The organism is Geomonas sp. Red276 (assembly GCF_054784495.1).
On sequence record NZ_BLXW01000006.1, the window covers coordinates 89,101 to 108,105 of the forward strand.

General features: G+C 61.5%; 20 protein-coding genes. 12 read left to right on the top strand and 8 right to left on the bottom strand.

What is annotated here, in order from left to right:
* Window positions 1-112: 112 nt before the first annotated feature.
* The 3 genes from ACYVL5_RS06250 to ACYVL5_RS06260 all read right to left on the bottom strand — a co-directional run bounded on the left by ACYVL5_RS06250 (window position 113) and on the right by ACYVL5_RS06260 (window position 2,976).
* Window positions 113-1,267, bottom strand: coding sequence for a double-cubane-cluster-containing anaerobic reductase (locus ACYVL5_RS06250; RefSeq protein WP_460594695.1), 1,155 nt, complete (start codon window positions 1,265-1,267; stop codon window positions 113-115).
* Window positions 1,268-1,277: 10 nt separating this feature from the next.
* Window positions 1,278-2,087, bottom strand: coding sequence for an acyl-CoA dehydratase activase (locus ACYVL5_RS06255; RefSeq protein ID WP_460594696.1), 810 nt, complete (start codon window positions 2,085-2,087; stop codon window positions 1,278-1,280).
* Window positions 2,088-2,187: 100 nt separating this feature from the next.
* Entirely contained in the window at window positions 2,188-2,976 is a 789-nt protein-coding gene (locus tag ACYVL5_RS06260) for a nucleoside phosphorylase-I family protein (protein ID WP_460594697.1), read from the bottom strand.
* Window positions 2,977-3,255: 279 nt separating this feature from the next.
* Between ACYVL5_RS06260 and hpnJ the strand changes: the two genes are divergently transcribed.
* Genes hpnJ through ACYVL5_RS06280 form a run of 4 tightly spaced genes read left to right on the top strand, consistent with a single transcriptional unit; the run spans window position 3,256 to window position 6,738 of the window.
* Window positions 3,256-4,677 (top strand): hopanoid biosynthesis associated radical SAM protein HpnJ, encoded by a 1,422-nt coding sequence (gene hpnJ / locus ACYVL5_RS06265; protein ID WP_460594698.1) that lies wholly within the window; start codon window positions 3,256-3,258, stop codon window positions 4,675-4,677.
* Window positions 4,678-4,688: 11 nt separating this feature from the next.
* Window positions 4,689-5,555, top strand: coding sequence for a hopanoid biosynthesis-associated protein HpnK (hpnK, locus tag ACYVL5_RS06270; protein WP_460594699.1), 867 nt, complete (start codon window positions 4,689-4,691; stop codon window positions 5,553-5,555).
* Window positions 5,548-5,928 (top strand): DMT family transporter, encoded by a 381-nt coding sequence (locus tag ACYVL5_RS06275; RefSeq protein ID WP_460594700.1) that lies wholly within the window; start codon window positions 5,548-5,550, stop codon window positions 5,926-5,928. The genes hpnK and ACYVL5_RS06275 overlap by 8 nt, the downstream gene beginning before the upstream one ends.
* A gap of 51 nt (window positions 5,929-5,979) precedes the next feature.
* The gene (locus ACYVL5_RS06280) at window positions 5,980-6,738 is read left to right on the top strand and encodes a DUF3108 domain-containing protein (RefSeq protein WP_460594701.1); all 759 of its coding nucleotides are present in this window, start codon (window positions 5,980-5,982) and stop codon (window positions 6,736-6,738) included.
* A gap of 160 nt (window positions 6,739-6,898) precedes the next feature.
* Here ACYVL5_RS06280 and ACYVL5_RS06285 read toward each other — a convergent pair whose 3' ends face one another.
* Both ACYVL5_RS06285 and asnS read right to left on the bottom strand, forming a co-directional pair.
* A complete protein-coding gene (locus ACYVL5_RS06285) occupies window positions 6,899-7,288 on the bottom strand; it encodes a hypothetical protein (RefSeq protein ID WP_460594702.1) in 390 nt (129 codons plus the stop codon).
* Window positions 7,289-7,731: 443 nt separating this feature from the next.
* A complete protein-coding gene (gene asnS / locus ACYVL5_RS06290; protein ID WP_460594703.1) occupies window positions 7,732-9,117 on the bottom strand; it encodes an asparagine--tRNA ligase in 1,386 nt (461 codons plus the stop codon).
* A 107-nt stretch (window positions 9,118-9,224) separates the two neighbouring features.
* Between asnS and ACYVL5_RS06295 the strand changes: the two genes are divergently transcribed.
* The 5 genes from ACYVL5_RS06295 (at window position 9,225) to ACYVL5_RS06315 (ending at window position 12,162) form a co-directional block, all read left to right on the top strand.
* A complete protein-coding gene (locus ACYVL5_RS06295) occupies window positions 9,225-9,608 on the top strand; it encodes a PDZ domain-containing protein (protein WP_460594704.1) in 384 nt (127 codons plus the stop codon).
* Window positions 9,609-9,619: 11 nt separating this feature from the next.
* Entirely contained in the window at window positions 9,620-10,066 is a 447-nt protein-coding gene (locus ACYVL5_RS06300) for a thioredoxin domain-containing protein (protein WP_460594705.1), read from the top strand.
* 260 nt (window positions 10,067-10,326) lie between these two features.
* Window positions 10,327-10,509 (top strand): MerR family transcriptional regulator, encoded by a 183-nt coding sequence (locus ACYVL5_RS06305; RefSeq protein ID WP_460594706.1) that lies wholly within the window; start codon window positions 10,327-10,329, stop codon window positions 10,507-10,509.
* Between the two features lie 112 nt (window positions 10,510-10,621).
* Window positions 10,622-11,584, top strand: coding sequence for an HD-GYP domain-containing protein (locus ACYVL5_RS06310; protein WP_460594707.1), 963 nt, complete (start codon window positions 10,622-10,624; stop codon window positions 11,582-11,584).
* 71 nt (window positions 11,585-11,655) lie between these two features.
* Window positions 11,656-12,162 (top strand): chemotaxis protein CheX, encoded by a 507-nt coding sequence (locus ACYVL5_RS06315; RefSeq protein ID WP_460594708.1) that lies wholly within the window; start codon window positions 11,656-11,658, stop codon window positions 12,160-12,162.
* Between the two features lie 89 nt (window positions 12,163-12,251).
* Here the strand turns inward: ACYVL5_RS06315 and ACYVL5_RS06320 are convergent, their stop codons facing one another.
* The 3 genes from ACYVL5_RS06320 to ACYVL5_RS06330 all read right to left on the bottom strand — a co-directional run bounded on the left by ACYVL5_RS06320 (window position 12,252) and on the right by ACYVL5_RS06330 (window position 14,612).
* A complete protein-coding gene (locus ACYVL5_RS06320) occupies window positions 12,252-12,641 on the bottom strand; it encodes a type II toxin-antitoxin system death-on-curing family toxin (protein WP_460594709.1) in 390 nt (129 codons plus the stop codon).
* Window positions 12,638-12,859 (bottom strand): AbrB/MazE/SpoVT family DNA-binding domain-containing protein, encoded by a 222-nt coding sequence (locus ACYVL5_RS06325; protein WP_460594710.1) that lies wholly within the window; start codon window positions 12,857-12,859, stop codon window positions 12,638-12,640. Before ACYVL5_RS06325 ends, ACYVL5_RS06320 begins: the two co-directional genes overlap by 4 nt.
* Window positions 12,860-12,986: 127 nt before the next feature.
* The gene (locus ACYVL5_RS06330) at window positions 12,987-14,612 is read right to left on the bottom strand and encodes a fumarate hydratase (protein ID WP_460594711.1); all 1,626 of its coding nucleotides are present in this window, start codon (window positions 14,610-14,612) and stop codon (window positions 12,987-12,989) included.
* A gap of 473 nt (window positions 14,613-15,085) precedes the next feature.
* Between ACYVL5_RS06330 and ACYVL5_RS06335 the strand changes: the two genes are divergently transcribed.
* Genes ACYVL5_RS06335 through ACYVL5_RS06345 form a run of 3 tightly spaced genes read left to right on the top strand, consistent with a single transcriptional unit; the run spans window position 15,086 to window position 18,740 of the window.
* Window positions 15,086-15,940, top strand: coding sequence for a type 2 periplasmic-binding domain-containing protein (locus ACYVL5_RS06335; RefSeq protein ID WP_460594712.1), 855 nt, complete (start codon window positions 15,086-15,088; stop codon window positions 15,938-15,940).
* Window positions 15,916-17,397 (top strand): ATP-binding protein, encoded by a 1,482-nt coding sequence (locus tag ACYVL5_RS06340; RefSeq protein ID WP_460594713.1) that lies wholly within the window; start codon window positions 15,916-15,918, stop codon window positions 17,395-17,397. Before ACYVL5_RS06335 ends, ACYVL5_RS06340 begins: the two co-directional genes overlap by 25 nt.
* Before the next feature lie 5 nt (window positions 17,398-17,402).
* A complete protein-coding gene (locus ACYVL5_RS06345; protein WP_460594714.1) occupies window positions 17,403-18,740 on the top strand; it encodes a sigma-54-dependent transcriptional regulator in 1,338 nt (445 codons plus the stop codon).
* Window positions 18,741-19,005 lie beyond the last annotated feature (265 nt).

Consider the following 19,005-nt stretch of genomic DNA (forward strand, 5'->3'; position numbering starts at 1 on the left):
GAAAATTCGGAAGAGGGGCTGGGGCGGGCGAAGGATCAGCGCCATTTCCTCCCCTGGAATACTATGGAAAGTATTTCAGGGGAGGATGCGGAGTCAAGCGGAAAGGAATCGGCTAGCACATCTCCAAGGCGGCACCGATGCGGGTCTTGAGCTGGCCCAGGTCCTGGGAGGAGAAATCGGTGACGATCTTGAGGTAGTTGGTGCCCAGGTCGTTGCGGACCAGGGACTCTACTTTCACCGCCTCGACGTTGTAAGTGTGGCAGGACTGCAGTACCAGGTCGATGACGAGGTCCGGTTTGAGGAGATCGACCTGCTCCTTGAGGACCTCCATCCTCCCCGTGTTGGGCGTCATGCAGGCGCAAGGGATTTTCAGGTAGCGCTTGGCGATTGCCATGAGCGGGTCCCCGCTTCCTTCCTCTATCCTTCCCGCGAACGCCTTGAGCCCGGTGCAGCTGTCCAGGCCGATAATGGCGGCCCCTTCATCGTCCACCAGTTTCAGCACCTTCAAGACGTCCCCGCCCACCGGACATCCGGTTACCAGTACGCGTTTGGCCCCCTCCGGCGAGGTGAAGAGCCTCTTCTCGCGCCGCTCGGTCAGGATGGCAACGATCTCCTCCAGTTTGGCGACGGTCTCTGCCCCGTTGGACACCATGGCATAGGTGGTGACGTCGTACATCTCCTGCCAGGTGATGACCGCGGGGCGCTGGCTGCCGAAGGCCAGGATCTTCTCCACCAGGGCATTTTTCCTGTTGGTGTCCCGGATGGCGCCTTCGAGGGCGTCGTTGCCTATGACGGTATCGAAACTCGTCTCCAGGAACTTCTTGAACCCGTTGATCGAGTGGCGCCAGTACTCGACGGCTCCCTCCCTGGTCGGGCACTGGGGAAGGTCGAGGACATGCAGCGGGCGCTTCTTTTCGATGAGCTCGAACATCTTCTTTTTACCGTCGCAGGTGGTCTCCCCGACGACGGCGTCGGTGACCTCGAAGAAGGGGCAGGTCTTCAGTTCGATGAAACCGTAGCTCGACTTGATGAGCGGGCAGAGGTTGACCGGGAGGGTCTCCTCCGCCTTGGGGATCGAGGCGTTGGAGAAGGCGCAGAGTACGGCGGGGACTCCCCCCATGGCCCACACGAGCTCAACAGGCGCATAGGAGCAGTAGGCCCCCACGACCTTCGCGCCGGCTTCGCGGCTCTTGAGCACCTGGGCGAGGGCCCTCTTCAGGGGCAGATCGGTGAAGTCGTCGTTGAAAAGCGGGGTCAGGTTGTCCATTACATCCTCCTTATCGAAGCCGCATCAGGCTGTTTTTCGCTACCATGGCGGCGCCGTACGCGCCGAAAAAGTCGGGATACTCCGGGACGATCACCTCTTTGGCGAGGGCGTCGGCCAGGAACTTCACCAGCGTATTGTTCCTGGCGCCTCCCCCTACGAAGAGGACGGAGGTCGAGTCGGCGGTCAGGATCCTGGAGAGGAGGGAGACGAGCTTCACCAGCAGCGACTCGTGCACGGCACGGGCGATGTCTTCCACCGATTTCCCGGAGGTCAAAAGGGAGATGACCTCGGATTCGGCGAACACGGTGCAGGTGCTGTTGATCTCGAAGGAGCGCTCACCCCTCAAGGCAGCGGCCACCAGCTCATCGAGGGTGAGCCCCAGCGTTGCCGCCATCATCTCGAAGAACTTTCCCGTCCCGGCCGAGCACTTGTCGTTCATCTCGAATTTCAGGAGCTGACCGTTGTTGCGGTCGATGGAGAGTACCTTGGTGTCCTGGCCGCCGAGATCTATCACGGTCCCGATCTCGCGGTGGAAATGATGGGCGGCGGTCGCATACGCCTTGATTTCGGTGGCCGCCTCGCCACCAAGCACTTTCTGAGAAAGGAAGCGGCCGTACCCGGTGGAAGCGATGGCGTCCCATTGATAGTTTGCGCGGATCTCCGCAAGCTGGGAGGCAAGATCAATGGAGGTGGCGCCGCGAAAACGCTCGGTCACCTCGAAGGTGTCCGCGTTCATCACCACGAACTCGACGCTGCGCGAGCCTATGTCTATGCCGGCGACGTAGATGGGAAACTCCGGGGAGAGATGTAGGGGATTCAATGAAGGCGGATTCTAACAGACGGTGGTGGGGAATGTCTAATGGTTAATATTAATTATGCGCATGGCGGAAATCGGTTTTGTCGATAGACGGGTGACTGGCTTACTTCTCCAACAGCTCCTCTGCCAGCACCTTCAGTGCGCGTTCGACTCCTTCGGCAAGGAGCTTTCCGGCCCGGTTGGTGTTGGCCGAAAGGCGCAACAGTTGCGGGATGATCCACGGCTTCTTGGCGACACAGGCGAGCACGCGCGGGATCCGCAGGTTGAGATCCGCGTCGCAGAATTCATCCAGGGAGAATCCCAGCTCTTCTTCGGCCGCGTCGCTGATTCCCCTCACCGCCACGACCGGCACCCCGGCCCGTGCGGCAGCACGGAGAACGGCGGCGGTTTCCATCTCCAGTACCGGGTTATCAATCCCGGAGCAGTAGGCGGCTCCGACTTCCTTCTTGTTCATGATGGAGGCAGCGGTCAGGAAGGTCCCGGTCTTGAAAGGTTTCCCCTGCGGCGACGAGGCACCGGCCACGACTTGCGTCAATCGGGGGGCAGGGGAGGGGCCTTCGGTGGCTTCTTCCTTTCCTATCATCATCACCCGTTCGGCGAGGACCAGGTCCCCTACTTTCAGACCGGGGACTACACCGCCACCGAAACCGTAGTTCAGGATCGCGGCAGGGGAGGCGAGCCGGATGAGTTGCTCGGTTGCTTCCTCAGCGTGGGCGGGGCCCATGCCGGATTCCGCCAGGACGATGGAGGCGCCGGCGAAGTCGCCGCGAAAGAGGTTGAGGCTTCCGGCGCGCTCCTTACGAAGGGCGGGGATGCGGGCGCGCAGGGCGGCTACCTCCTGGGGCATGGCGGCAACGAGGCCGAGGCATAGGGGGGTGGTAGAGGTCGGCAAGGTCAGGGGTATCCTTTCTGCGGGTTTCGAAAATCGCCCTCACCCGCCCTTCGGGCACCCTCTCCCCTAAAGGGGCGAGGGGATTTAAGGGGCGCCCTTCGGGTACGCTCTCGGCTAAGGCGAGCGGGAGTATCTGCGCGAAGGGCAACTGTAGCAGACGCTAACGGTCGGCCGCAACGCTAAACAGAGCGGGGCTTTGGCCTTGACAAAAAAAACGTCAGGCTCTATTGTGACGGATTGTTTTTTCCGCTAAGTCCAACCCCTGGAGGGATAAATAGAATGAAACCGCTGTTTCTCAATCCACCCACCTTCGAGGATTTCGACGGAGGCGCCGGCGCCCGTTACCAGGCATCCCGTGAGGTAACCTCCTTCTGGTTTCCCACCTGGCTGACCTACCCGGCCGGCATGATCCCGGGATCGCGGGTGGTTGACGCTCCGGTGCAGAGGCTCGATCTCGCCGCCTGCCTGGAGATCGCCAAGGATTACGACCTGGTGGTGATGTACACCTCCACCCCGACCCTTGCCATCGACGTGGAGACCGCCCGCAAGATCAAGGCGGGCAAGCCCTCGACGGTGACCGTATTGACCGGCCCCCACGTCACCATCCTTCCCGAGGAGAGCCTTCGCTTCGCCGACGGCGCGGTCGACATCGTCTGCCGCGGCGAGTTCGACTACGCGGTGAAGGAGCTCTGCGAAGGGAAGCCCTGGGAAGAGGTGGAAGGGATCAGCTTCCTGAAAAACGGCCAGGTGACCCACACCAAGGAGCGTCCCATCCTGACCGACCTGGACAGCCTGCCGTTCTCCAGCCAGATCTACAAGCGGGACCTCCCGATCGAGGAGTACATCATCCCGCACATAAAGCATCCCTACGTCTCGATCTACACGAGCCGCGGCTGCCCGGCCCGCTGCGTCTTCTGCCTCTGGCCCCAGACCTATTCCGGCCACAAGATGAGGACCAGGAGCCCCGAGAACGTCTACGAGGAGGTCCGCTGGATCAAGGAGAACCTCCCCCAGGTGAAGGACATCTCCTTCGACGACGACACCTTCTCGGCCGACAAGAAGCACGCCATCGCCGTCGCCCGCCTGATCAAGCCCTTGAACGTCTCCTGGGTCATCAACGCCCGCGCCAACTGCGACTACGAGACGCTGAAGGAGATGCGGGACGCCGGTCTCCATCACGTGATCGTCGGCTACGAGTCCGGCAACGAGCAGATCCTCAAGAACATCAAGAAGGGGGTCACCAAGGCCCAGGCCATCGAGTTCACCAAGAACTGCAAGAAGCTCGGGATCACCATCCACGGCGCCTTCATCATGGGGCTCCCCGGTGAGACCAAGGAGACCATCAAGGAGACCATCGACTACGCGATCAAGCTCGACCTCGATTCCATCCAGGTCTCGCTGGCCTCTCCCTACCCCGGCACCGAGTTCTACGCCCTGGCCAAGAAAGAGGGGTGGATCGCCTCGGACAGCTTCCTCGATGCCACCGGACATCAAAAGTGCGTGATCAACTACCCGGGGCTCTCCAACCAGGAGATCTTCGACGCCGTCGAGATGTTCTACAAGAAGTTCTACTTCCGTCCCAAGTACATCGCCCGCAGCATCTTCAAGATGATCGTCGATTCCGAGACCAGGAAGAAGCTCCTCAAGGAAGGGGCGCAGTACTTCGAGTACATGAAGAAGCGCAAAGAGCTCAAGATGTAGGGGCGGAGCGCATGAAAGAGCTGATCATAAACGCCGACGACTTCGGGCTTTCCAGCGGGGCCAACAAGGGGATCATCCGCGCCTGGCAGGAGGGGATCCTCACCTCCACCTCGCTCATGCCGGGGGGGATGGCCTTCGAAGAGGCCGTCTTACTTGCCAAGGAGAACCCCGGGCTGCAGGTGGGGCTCCATATCACCCTGGTGCAGGGGAGGGCGGTAACCGCCGCGCAGGGCCTTCCCGCCCTCGCCGATGCCAACGGCGCCTTCGAAAACGACCCGGTCTTTGCCGGCATGCGCTACTACTTCCTCAAGCCGCTCAGGAAGAAGCTCTACCGGGAGATCGAGGGGCAGATCCTCAAGTGCCGCGAGGCCGGCATCGAGCTCTCCCACGTGGACGGGCACCTCAACATCCACATGCACCCGGTGGTCTTCGACATCCTGTGCGAGCTCATGCCCAAGTACGGGATCTCCACCTTCCGCCTGTCGCGCGAGAACCTGTCCGCCAACCTCGCGGTGGACCGCCAGCGGATGGTCGGAAAATGCGCCGACGCTTTCATCTTCGCGTCGCTCGCCAAACGCTGCCGCCCCCAGCTCGACCGGCTCGGCATCCGCTATGCCGGAGAGGTGAAGGGGCTTCTCAATTCCGGGCGGATGACGGAAGAGTACCTACTGAACGCCCTGAACAGCGTGGGGGAGGGACTGACCGAGATCTATTTCCATCCCGGCTGCCGCCCCTGCGCAGAGCTGGACCGCTGGATGCCCACCTACCGCCACGACGACGAACTGGCCGCCCTCACCAGCAGCAAGGTGACCGGCAAGCTCGCCCAACTCGGCATCCGGCTTAGAAACTACCGTGGAGAGGTTAAAAACTATGCTTAAAACCGTCGTCGTCATGCTGCTGGCCGTCACGGCCGGGACCATCGGGGATCTGCTGCTGGCCCGTGGCATGAAGGAGGTGGGTGACATCTCCACCATGAACCTCAAGGGTATCCTCAACGTGGCCCTGCAGGCGCTCACCTCGCCGAAGCTCGTCTTCGGCACCTGCATGCTGGCCGTCTTCTTCTTCCTCTGGCTCGCCGTCCTCTCCTGGGAGGATCTTTCGGTCGCCCTTCCCATGCAGGCGCTCAACTACATCCTGGTCGCCTTCCTCTCCCAGTATTTCCTCCACGAGGTGGTGAGCCCCCTTCGCTGGGCCGGTACCGTGCTGGTCGCCGTCGGGGTCGTCATGATTACTAAGAGCGGCGGCGCCTGATCTTTAATTTTCCCCTTGAAAAGCAACGGCCGGTTTAGCTAATCTGTACGGATGAAAACATTCGCTCTGCTGGCCATTTGCACCCTCTTTCTGCTTCCTCTGTCCGCGTCGTCGGCTTCCGCCCTTTCTCCGACACCGGAACGGCTCGTCTACGACGTCAGCTGGACCGGTCTCTCCGCCGCCACCGCCGTACAGGAAGTGAACTACAAGGGGGACGAAGTCCACATCGTGTCCACCACCAAGTCGGCCAAGTGGCTGAACCCTTTCTTCCCGGTCAACGACCGCGCCGAAGCGATACTGAAGAAGGGGGGAGGCTCCGACTACCCGGTGGTTCCCAAGATCTACCGGGAGAAGATCAACGAGGGGCGCTTCCACACCAACAAGGAGGCGGTTTTCGACATTCCGCAGTTGAAAGTCGAGACCAAGGACTTCCTGAAGAAGACCGAGAAAGTCGATCCCATCAGCGCGAGAACCTTTGACAGCCTCTCCTGCATCTATGCCGTGCGGGGGATGGATCTCACGGTGGGGAAATCGATATTCATCGATATCTACGACTGCAAGAAACTTTGGAAGACCGAAGTCCAGATCGTGAAGCGTGAGGAGATCAAGACACCGCTGGGGAAATTCAAGTGCCTGGTGGTGAAGCCGCTTCTGAGGTCGGAGGGGTTCTTCGCCCGCACCGGCGACGTGACGGTCTGGATCACCGACGACGCCCTGCGGATTCCGGTCAAGATGACCACCAAGGTGAAGATAGGTAAGATCACCGCCGTCCTGGTCGGCGGGAGCTACTGGCCGAAGGAAGAGGAGTAGGAACTCGCGCCTTCGATAAAACCTCCCTCACCCCTGCCCCTCTCCCCTAAAGGGGCGAGGGGATAGAGGTTGCTGCCCCTCTCCCCTTTAGGGGCGAGGGAGTAGATACTAAAAAGGCCCCGAACAGCTTGGCTGTCCGGGGCCTTTCCTTATTCATATCTCAGCTTTGTCCTTCGATCTGGACGATGATGTTTCCGGGGCGGCCGACCCGCGTGATCCTGATCTCGCCCCGGCTGCGGTCGACGTCGTCCACCCGGTACTGCTTGCCGTCGAACTCGATGGCGGCGCCCGCCTCGAGCTCCCTGATCCGCAGGGTCTTCACCTTGAGCTTGTGGCCGGCTTCGCGGTGCCAGTGGTCGTGGTGGATGATCCAGCAGGCGGTGCCCAGCACGCACAGGATGAAGGCCATCGCCAAAAAATCCACCAGGGTGAGCCCGGATGACTGGCGCGTCAGCAGGTGGTAGGTGAACGCCATGCTGAAGCAGCCATCGGCGGCGAGTGCGGTCAGGGCGGCATCCGCCCTGCCTCGATTGTTCCTGAACGTGTCCATGAGCCCCTGCCTGAAAATACAATAAATTGCAGCCCCGCCAGCGGAGAAGCCGGGGGGAATGTACAGATATGCCGGTACCGAGTACTGCTTGAAGATGAGGTGCGACTAAGGGGGATTGGGACATCCTGTTTGCTCGATGCGTGCCACCGGCGCAGCTGCTGTATCGATAAATTCGCATATTGCCCTGAGCTATCCCCGCCGCTATCCCTTGGTCTGGCTCCATATCGTTAACATGATACGGATGTTGGCCACGACTGGAGTTGCCGGGGGGAGCGGATGGAGGGTCAATGTGACAATGGTGATCTTGGAAATGATTAACTATTGCGGTGGGATGTGAGGCGGGTAAAAAAAGCGCTACGCTAAATGGCCGGGTGAAACAGCTATTTCGCGTAGCGCTCAAGGGGGCTTGCCTTTGAATCCCTCCAGGAAACGCGCGGAAGGATTTAGAATTCCGCGTGCTTAGGCGTTCTCGGGAAGGGGATGACGTCCCGGATGTTCTCCATGCCGGTCAGGTACATGATGAGCCGTTCGAAACCGAGCCCGAAACCGGCGTGGGGAGTGGAGCCCCACCTCCTCGTGTCGAGGTACCAGGAGAGGCTTTCGGGATCGATACCGTTCTCCGCCATCCGCCCGGTCAGCCGGTCGAGCCGCTCCTCGCGCTGGCTCCCGCCTATGATCTCCCCAACCTTCGGGACCAGCAGGTCCATGGCCGCCACGGTCCGGTTGTCGTCGTTCATCCGCATGTAGAAGGCCTTGATCCCCTTGGGGTAATCGGTGACGAAGACGGGACCCCCCACCACCTGTTCGGTCAGGTAGCGCTCGTGTTCCGACTGCAGATCGAGTCCCCACTCCACCGGAAACTGGAAGGAGACGGTCGCCTTCATGAGCCGCTCGATCGCCTCGGTGTAGGTCATGCGGGCGAAGTTCGCGGTGGCGACCCCCTCGATCCTTTCGATGAGCCCCTTGTCGATCTGGGCGTTGAAGAACCGCATGTCCTCGTCGCAGCTGTCGAGGGCGTAGGTGCAGAGCCTCTTCAAAAACGCTTCCGCCAGGTCGGCGTCGTCGGAGAGATCGGCGAAGGCCATCTCCGGCTCGATCATCCAGAATTCGGCGGCATGGCGGGAGGTGTTGGAGTTCTCGGCCCGGAAGGTGGGGCCGAAGGTGTAGATGTCCGAGAAGGCCTGGGCGAAGATCTCCCCTTCGAGCTGGCCGCTCACCGTGAGCCCGGTGGCGCGGCCGAAGAAGTCTTCGCCGAAGTCGACCTGGCCGCCGACGCGGGGAGGGTTGGCGAGATCGAGGGTGGTGACGCGGAAGAGCTCGCCGGCCCCCTCGCAGTCGTTGGCGGTGATGATGGGGGTATGGACGTAGAGAAAGCCTCGTTCGGCGAAGAAACGGTGCACCTCCTGGGCGAGTGCGCTACGGACCCGGAAGACGGCGCCGAAGGTGTTGCTTCGCACCCTCAGGTGGGCGATGGTCCTAAGATACTCGAAGCTGTGCCGCTTCTTCTGCATCGGGTAATCCTGGTCGGCATCCCCGACGATCGCGACCTGCCGCGCTTTCAGCTCCATGGCCTGCCCGGCCGCGGGCGATTCCTGGAGGAGGCCGTGTACCGCAATGGCGCTCCCGGTCCCCATCCGGCCTACCTCGTCGAAGTTGGGAAGGTCCGGCTCGACGACCACCTGGATCCCCGACTGGCAGGAACCGTCGTTGAGGGCGATGAAGGTGACCCCCTTTCCGGTCCTGACGCTGCGCACCCAACCCTTCACCAGCAGCTCCTGGCCGGGCCGCCCGTTCTCGAGCGCCTGCTTTACCTTGATCCTTGCTGTCATAGTGGCAACTCCGTATGCGTTTGGATTCATTATATATAGCACGGAAACTGCCTGCTGGCCAAAACCATAGTTGACACCATTCATACCCTCGTATACCTTTACCACCCATGATGAAGACCTTTTTCGCCATGGGCGTGCTCCTTTTCCTGGCTGTCGCCCCCTGCTGGGGAGTCAACTCCTCCGTCTACTTCGGCGGCGTCGGTATTGACGGGGCTCCCCGGGCCGATGGTACCATCGTGGTAAGGCAACTGGTGCAGGGCGGTCCTGCCCAGCAAGCCGGCATCCACGTGAACGACGTCATCACCCACATCGACGGGGCGGCCACCCAGGGAAGCAATTTCCAGGAGATGGTCGAGCACCGGCTGCGGGGGAAGGCGGGAACTCCCGTCATGCTCAAGGTACGGCGTCCGGGTAACCCGAAGGTGCTTACCTTCAACCTCGTCCGCCGCCAGCTGGCTCTTCCGGGGGCCAAGGCCAAAAAGGCCCGGTAGGAGATATAATCATGCGCTTCGTATCCGTGACACCGCTGGTCCTTTCGCTTGTAATGTCGGTCTGTGCGCTGGCCGCCGACGGTGGAGCGCCGGGAGGCAAGGTGGTGAGCCGCCAGGCCGACCATCCGCGCGGGGCTCTCGCGGCCGCCGACGGCGGCAATACCCTCTCCCAAACTCCGCTCCCCGCCCGTCCCGGCCAGCAGAGCTATCCGAAGATCGTGCTCTACTCGGTCTCCTGGTGCCCGCACTGCAAACAGGCCAAGGAGTACTTCACCAGGAACAACATCCCCTTCATCAACCGGGACGTCGAGATCGACACCGAGGCCTACCACCTGCTGACCGGCAAGTACAAGAGCCAGGGGGTGCCGGTGATCGTCATCGGCGACGACGCCGAGGTGATACGCGGCTTCAACGAGAAGAGCTTCCAGAAGACCCTCGACAGGTACCTGAAGAAGTAGCGCCCACCCTCGCACCCGATGTACTCATTAAAGCCCCCGTTTTCCGGGGGCTTTTTGCGTTTTCCCCTTCCAGGCCACCTGCCTCACCCGTTCCAAATCCGCGTGATCCTTGGATTTATTCCGCCGATTCCCTTGACATGAATGGTAACAGCGATACCATCCATCCATGAGGGAGGGCCGTTCTTTTACTCATGTGAAAGCCGGCTTTCTCAGCGTATCCATACGGTGGCGGTCGAGGCGGACCGCTCAAGGGGGGAGCCATGCTGGTAAGCAAGACCTGGTACACCATCGGCGAAGCGGTAGCCAAGTTCGGCGTAGAGGAGGAGCGGCTCAGGGTGTGGATCGACGAGGGGGTGATCCGGACCGAGGATGAGGATGGCAAGGTCGTCCGCGTGAACGGCGACGATCTCGAACTCAAGATCGAGGAGTTGACCGGCATCTGATACGCCTTCTGTATGATTTCGCCGATAAACGCTTAAGATCTCGGCTCTTATGCCGATATCTATACCTGTCATGCCGGGGGCGACGAAGCCGGCCGGCGCGACGGAGGTGGCTATGGGTGAAATGTATGTCCCCGTAAACATTGAGAGTATTCAGCCTGAAGTCTTCCCCGATGTCGCCCTGTACATCCGCAGCGGCGATAAATACATTCTTTACAAAAGCCACGGCAGAAACTTCACCCAGCAGGATGCGACCCGCCTGCTGGGGAACAACGTGGAGGTGCTCTTCGTAAGCCCCGAGGATCTGGAGGCGATCACCACCTACATGGAGACCAATGCCGAGCGGGTCCTCAAGGACGACACCCTGCAGGCGGCGACCAAGGGGAAGATCATCTACCAGACCTCGATCAACTTCGTCGGCGACCTCTTCGAGCATCCCGAGAAGGTGAGCGACTTCACCCGCAGCAAGAAGCTCGTCGAGAACCTGCTGAAGTACCTCTCCAGCGACCCGGAGTGCCTCAATTCGCTGGAAAACGTGATGTCGCACAACTACTACACCTTCGTGCACAGCCTCCAGGTGGCCGCCCTTTGCGTCTTGCTCCACCGCGAGGCGTACCTCCTCTCCCACGACGAGATGATCGACGTCGGTATCGGGACCCTCTTGCACGACTTCGGCAAGATCTTCGTCTCCCAGGAGATCCTCAACAAGGAGGGGAAGCTCACCCCGGCCGAGATGGAGGCGTACCGCAGGCACCCCGAGGACGGCTACCAGTACCTGAAGGCCAACACCAAGATCTCGGACATCTCGCTGGGGATCGTCCGCTACCACCACGAACGCAACAACGGCAAAGGGTACCCGCACGGGCTGAAGGGACCCTCCATCGCCCGCAGTGCCCAGGCGGCGGCCATCTGCGACGTCTACTGCACCCTTACCATCGACCGCACCTGCCGCAAGGCGCTTTCCTCGTCGATCGCCGTCGGGCTCATGAAGCAGGAGATGAAGGAAGCCTTCAACGAGAAGCTTTTGGACGTGCTGGAAGGGATCGTCTGCGCGGACAACCCGGCACAGTTTCTCTGATTTCCAATGTCAACCAGGAAGAACAACATCACTAGGAGAGGGATCCCGCTTGGGATCAGAGGGAGGGCATCTTGGCCAGCATCACCTTCGAAGAAATCATGTTCACTATCATGTCGGCCACCCAGGATACCTTCAAGAGCTACATGGGGATAGATGTCTTCGCCGGAAAAGTCGAGAAGAAGATCAACCCTTTGCGAAGCGATGTGGTGGGTATCGTCGGGGTGGCGGGGGACCGGGTCGGCTACATCCTGTTCTCCTGCGAAAAGGCGTCGGCGGAGCAGATCGCCAAGGATCTCCTGATGATCGAGGAGGCCGACGAGGAGTCGATCAACGACGCGATGGGGGAGATCACCAACAACATCGCCGGGGTCTTCAAGACCAAGTACCACGAGCAGTACGGGAGCGTGGCGCTCGGGTTCCCGCTGGTGGTCTCCGGCCGCATCCGCCCCATCGACGAATTCCCCCCTCCCCCTCCCGGCTCCGCGGACGGGAGCATGAGCGTCCAGTGCAAGGGGGTCACCATCCCCTTCACCACCATGGACTCCCGCATGGCCTTCCGGGTCATGGTGTACATGTAGCAGCACTTCCAGAACGTACTAAAAAGCCCTCGATGCCTTATGCATCGGGGGCTTTTGGGTTGATGCCGCCGTTTGAGATGTAGAAGTTGCTAGCCCCTTTGGGGCACTGAATTCGTCTCAAGCCAATCCGCAAAAGCGGTCTCCTCGATATCCCCCGCAGCCAAAGCCAGCACAACGGCAACCGTATCAGCTTCAGAAGCCACCAGGTCCCATCCGTTCAGGTCGAGAAAGACGTAAGCCGCGAGGAATCCGGTGCGCTTGTTGCCGTCTACGAAGGGGTGGTTCCGAATGATGCCATTGGCATAGGCGGCAGCCAGGTCGAAAACGGAAGGCTCCTCATACGCTGACCGATTTTTTGCCCGGGCCAACGCGGATGCCACTAATCCCCGGTCTCGAAGACCCGAACTCCCGCCATGCTCGGCTAGCTGCTCATCGTGCAGGGCAAGGACGACCCCCTCCAGAAGCCAGCACCATGTCACTTGGCCAGTTCCCTGAGGGCGTTGCGATATTTCGACATGCCGCGCTTGGCCGATTCCATCTGGGCTTCAAATTCGGGATCATATGGGGTAACGCTGTAGCCATCGGGAGTTTCGGTTAAAAAGACGGTATCCCCCTTTTTGACCTTGAGGCGGGCTGCAGCTTCCTTAGGAAGGATAAGTCCGGTCGAATTGCCAATCTGGGTCACGGTTGCGCGCATGATAAACCTCCACGTAGTTATGCTTTATGTTATAACAAGGCTGCCTGCCGGTCAACGTAGGAAAATAAAAAGCCCCCGGAGCCGAAGCGCCGGGGGCTTTTTTGCGTGTTGCTGCGAAGGCTGACCCTTAGAGGCCTAACTGCTTGAAGAAGTCGTTGCCTTTGTCGTCGACCAGGATGAAGGCGGGGAAGTCTTCGACTTCGATCTTCCACACCGCTTCCATGCCGAGCTCGGGGAAGTCGATGCACTCGACTTTCTTGATGTTCTCCTCGGCCAGGACGGCGGCCGGGCCGCCGATGGAGCCCAGGTAGAAGCCGCCGTGCTTCTTGCAGGCGTCGGTGACCTGCTGGCTGCGGTTACCCTTGGCGATCATCACCATGGAGCCGCCGTTAGCCTGCAGGAGGTCGACGTAGGAGTCCATGCGGCCGGCGGTGGTGGGGCCGAAGGATCCGGAGGGCTTCCCTTTCGGGGTCTTGGCCGGGCCGGCGTAGTAGATCGGGTGGTTCTTCAGGTAATCGGGAAGCGGCTTGCCGGAGTCGAGGATCTCCTTGAACTTCGCGTGGGCGATGTCGCGGCCGACCACGATGGTGCCGGAGAGGAGCAGCGGGGTGGAGACCGGGTGCTTGGTGAGCTCGGCCAGGATATCCTTCATCGGCTGGTTCAAGTTGATCCTCACGCCGTGCCCGTGCTTGCCGCGGTACTGCTCGGGGATCAGGCGTCCCGGGTTCTCGTCCATCTGCTCGACCCAGATCCCTTCCTTGTTGATCTTCGCCTTGATGTTGCGGTCGGCGGAGCAGGAGACCCCCATGCCGACCGGGCAGGAGGCGCCGTGGCGCGGGAGGCGGACGATGCGGACGTCGTGGGCGAAGTACTTCCCGCCGAACTGGGCGCCGATGCCGCTCTTCTGGGCTTCCTCGAGGAGCTTCGCCTCGAGCTCCACGTCGCGGAAGGCCTGGCCGTGCTCGTTGCCGGTGGTGGGGAGGGCGTCGAGGTACTTGGCGCTGGCGAGCTTGACGGTCTTCAGGCAGGTCTCGGCGCTGGTGCCGCCGATGACGAAGGCCAGGTGGTACGGCGGGCAGGCCGCGGTGCCGAGCGTCTTCATCTTGGCCACCAGGAACTTGACGAGGCTGTCCGGGTTAAGGAGCGCCTTGGTCTCCTGGTAGAGATAGGTCTTGTTGGCGCTTCCGCCCCCCTTGGCCATGAAGAGGAACTTGTACTCGGCCCCCTTGGTGGCGTAGAGGTCGATCTGGGCCGGAAGGTTGGTGCCGGTGTTGATCTCCTTGTACATGTCGAGCGCGACGGTCTGGGAGTAGCGGAGGTTCTCCTCGGTGTAGGTCTTGTAGACCCCCTTGGAGAGGTACTCCTCGTCGTTGGCGCCGGTCCAGACGGCCTGCCCCTTCTTGCCCATCACGATGGCGGTGCCGGTGTCCTGGCAGATCGGGAGCTCGAGCTGCGCGGCGACTTCGGCGTTCCTTAAGAAGGCGAGGGCGACGCCCTTGTCGTTCATGGAAGCTTCCGGGTCGGAAAGGATCTTGGCGACCTGCTCGTTGTGCTCGCGGCGCAGCTTGAAGGAGAGGTCCTTCATGGCGGTGTTGGCCGCGACGGTCAGCGCCTCAGGAGCGACCTTGAGGATCTCCTGCCCCTCGAAGCTCGCGACGCTCACGTACTTCTTGGAGTCGGGGATAAGGCGGTATTCCGTGGTGTCCGGCCCGAGCGGGAAGGCTTCCTGGTACTTGAATTCGGGAGTTGCCATCGTTTCTCTTCTCCTTTTGGTGGGATGATAAATGATGTTATAAGTAGGTGTCGCTGGCGGTGGATGCGCCACCGGGGCGCTGCCCGGGCGGCCCGAATTGTATACAGTACGCGAATATATTGCAAACGGCTCATTTTGTCGAGAGGGAAGTTGCCCCCGCTTCCTCGCCGCGGGGGCTCAACCGGCTCCAGGGGCTGCCGTAAACTCTCCGCCCTCTGGAAACTGGCTTCAACATTGCAGTGATATGGTCCGCGTTCGTCCTTGAACCGGGAGGAAACCCTCCCTGCCCCAACGGTTGGACAACCGTCGGCAGGGTGGAGGTGCCCTCCTCACGGGGTGGTGAGGTGTCTGCTAAATCGCCACAACGTTACCCTGGCGTAACGTCAGATCGCGTGAACGGTGTCTCACTTTGTTGGATTCATTATTTTGCAGAAATTAAGGGTAATTAAATGATAAGGCGGTTTCCCGTTTTCTTGTTCCTCCTGCTAACCGGCGTGTTTGCCCTGTCGGTCGCCCCCTGCCATGCCGAAAAGCCGCTGGTTCGTTTCGGAGCCACCCTCTACTCGCAGCCGATCACCATGTACGAGAAGTACCAGCCCCTCATGGATTACCTCACCGACAACACCCCCTACCGCTTCCAGTTGGTGCTGGGAGAAGATTACCTGGAGACCGCCCGGCTCCTCAAGGAGGGGAAGGTGGAGATTGCCTCGGTGGGCGATGGCGGGCTGGCCAAGGCTATCCTCGGCTACGGCCTGATCCCCTTCGTAAAGCCTCTCAACGACCAGGGGCGGCCGGTGTACCGCTCCTGCCTGGTGGTCCCCTGGGAGTCCCACATACGTTCGTTGCAAGACCTGCGGGGCAAGCGGGTGGCGTTCGCCTATCGGCACTCGATCTCCGGCAGCCTCTACGCGTGGCGGTTTCTCAGCCAGCAGGGGATGAAGAAGTCGGACTTCAGGTCTGTTGGCACCCACAAGACCCACGGGGAGACCCTGGCGGCCGTTTTGAGGGGTGAATACGATGCCGGCTTCGTCAGGGAGGCTACCGCACTGCACAACGTGAAGAGGGGAGTCCGCATCGTCGCCTGCTCCGACGAGCTTCCCTCGGTCCCCCTGCTGGCCCGGCCGGGAACACCCAAGGAAGTGATCTCCGCAGTGACCGGCGCCCTGGTCAAGCTCAAGCCCGATACCCCCCAGCACCGCAGGGTGTTAAAGAGCCTGGACCGCGAATTCGTCAACGGCTTCGTGCCCGCCACCAGGGGCGAGTACGCCAATGTCCTCTCCCTCTTCTCCAGGAAACCGTACGGATGCGGGTTGGAGTGCCATCGGTGATCCCCTTGCACAGCATCAAGACCAAGTTCGTTATCGCCTCGGTGATGCTGGTGCTGGCCTTCTCTTTCCTCTGGGGAGGGCACGTGGTGGTCAAGGAGAGGCGACACCTCTACCACACCCTGGAAGCCGAGGGGCGGCTTCTTCTCACCTCCTTGCAAAGACCGGTCATCAACACCATGATCCTCAAGGAGATGGAGGCCGCGCCGGGCCTTTTGGACAACTACGTCGAGGAGGTGATCAGAAACCCCGACTTTCCCGTCGTCTTTGCCTTCATTACCGACCAGGACGGCAAGGTCCTGAGCCACAACCGGGTGGAAGAGCTCGGAGTCGTCTACCGTGACCCGGTGACCAGAGAGGCCATCGGGGGGAAGGTCTTCGTCAGCGCCTACACGGTCGACACTGCAGGGGAAAACATCCTCGACATGGGGATTCCCTTGAGGATCGGCAACAAGAGTTGGGGGGCGTTGAGGGTCGGTTTTTCCTGCGCGAGGATCGAGCGGGAATTCAGGACGTTCACCTTCGATATCGTGCTCTTCGCCGTGGCGCTCTCGCTTGCCTCATCGGTCGTCCTTTACGCCATCGGGGCCGCCATGGCGCGCCCGATCGTGCGGCTGGCGACCGCCATGGCCGATATCGACCTGGGAGCCCTCACCCCCGTCGGCTTTCCCCCCCGCCGCGACGAGATCGGCGCTCTCCAGACGAGCTTCCAGCGGATGGTGGAGCGGCTGGGGCACAGCGAGCTTGAGCGGGAGCGCGCGTTGAGCCAGCTCATCCACAAGGAGAAGATGGCCACCATCGGGGAGATCGTCGCCGGGGTGGCCCACGAGATCGGCAATCCCCTGGCCGCCATGTCCGCTGCGCTCTACGAGGTGGAGGGGAAGCTTCCCCCCGAGGGGAAGGAGAGCGCCGTGGTGCTCAAGGGAGGGATGGAGAGGATCCAGAAGATCCTCCGCCAGCTGACCGACTTCAGCAGGAAGGGGAGCCTCGAGCTGGCCCCGGTCCCCAGCGACCTCTTCTTCTCCGAGGCGGTCGCCTTCGCCACCATGGCCACCAAGAAGTACCGGGTGGAGCTGGTCGCCCGCGATCTTTGCCAGCCGCCGGTCCCTCTCGAGATCGACAAGGGGAAGCTCCACCAGGTGGTCTTGAACCTGGTGCTCAACGCCACCGTGGCCTCCCCGGCCGACGGGGTGATCGAGCTTGCCGCGTCGCTCTCCCCGGAGGGGTACCGCCTGACCGTGCTGGACCGGGGGGAGGGGATCCCCGAGGGGGAGCTGGACAAGGTCTTCGAAATATTCTATACCACCAAGCCGGCCGGGACCGGGACCGGCATCGGGCTGGCCGTCTGCAAGAACATCGTCGATCTTCACCACGGGGAGATCACGGTGGCGAGCAGCAAGGGGGAGACGGTCTTCACCGTCACCATTCCCGTCGAGCACACGAAAGAGAAAAGGAGTTGAGCGCGATGAGCAGCATGAAACTATTGGTGGTGGAGGACGATCCTCTCTTCGGGGGCGCGCTCAGGTCGGTACTGGCGGGAGCGGGGCACGAGGTGAGGCTGGCGGTCTCCGGGGCCGACGCCCTGACCGCCATCGGCGAGGAGAGCTTCGACCTGGTGATCCAGGACATCAAGCTTCCCGACGTCAACGGCCTCGACCTCTTGCGGCAGATACTGGCCCGCCAGCCGCACTGCGGCTCGCTGGTGATGACCGGCTACGGCACCATCGACGACGCGGTGACCGCCATGAAGATGGGGGCCTTCGATTTCCTCACCAAGCCGTTCGCCATGGAGGTCCTCTTCCTGAGGCTCGACAGCTTCGCCGAGCTCCGTAAGAAGGGGAAGGAGGTCCAGCACTACGAGCTCCCGGAGGCCTTCTCCGACATCATCACCCGAAGCCCCGCCATGCTGGCCGCCCTGGAGATGGCCGCCAGGGTCGCCCACACCAACACCTCGGTCCTCTTGCAGGGGGAAAGCGGCACCGGCAAGGAACGGGTCGCCGAGGCCATCCACCGGCAAAGCCCCCGCGGCAGCGGCCCCTTCGTCCCGGTGAACTGCGCCGCCATCCCCGCCACCCTCATCGAGAGCGAGCTCTTCGGGGTGGAGAAGGGGGCCTACACCGGCGCCGAAAAGGGGCGCCCCGGCTACATAGAGATGGCGGAGGGGGGGACCCTCTTCCTCGACGAGATCGGGGAGCTCCCGCTGGAGCTGCAGGGAAAGCTTTTGCGGGTGCTCCAGGAGAAGGGGGTGGCCCGGGTGGGGAGCACCGCCTTCCGGGAGATCGACTTCCGCCTGGTCTGCGCCACCAACCGCGACCTTTCCGAGATGGCCCGGGAAAAGGAGTTCCGCGAGGACCTCTTGTACCGCATCAACGTGGTGCTCGTCCGTCTCCCGCCGCTTCGCGAGCGCCGGGAGGACATCCCGCTCCTTTTGAGGAGGTTTCTCGAGCAGTTCGCCCCGGGCGATCTTCCCGAATTGACCGCCGAGGCCCTCGACATGCTGGTGCAGTACAGCTACCCCGGCAACGTCCGCGAGCTTCGCAACATCGCCGAGAGGATCTCGCTGCTCCATGCGGGGGGGAAGGTCACCCCGCAGCATCTCCCGGCCGAGCTCCAGACCCCGGGGGTGATCGGGACCACCTTCGAGTCGTTCACCGTGGGGCGTCCGCTCAAGGAGGCGGTCTCCCAGTTCGAGCGGCGCTATATAGAAAAGGTGGTCGACTACGCCGGCGGACGCAAGACGCTGGCGGCCAAGATGCTCGGTCTTTCCCGGAAGGTGCTCTGGGAGAAACTGAAAAAAGATTAGCAATTCCTGCCACCTGTCGCGCGGTGTTACGGCGCGGTAACGTGGCCGGTTTTCTGGCGGGAACGGTTGGCGGCGATTTGCCGCAGTGGTTACGAAATCGTATCAACTGAAGAAAAATTAGCGACCAGAGAGCTTCACAGCCCGCCGGGGGGACCCCCGGCGGGCTTTTTCGTTTTGGGCCATCGAAGGCGCTTTACGACCAAGATGACGGTGAAATGACGTTCGTATGCATGATCGATGAAGCTCTCTATTCGGGGGTGTGACG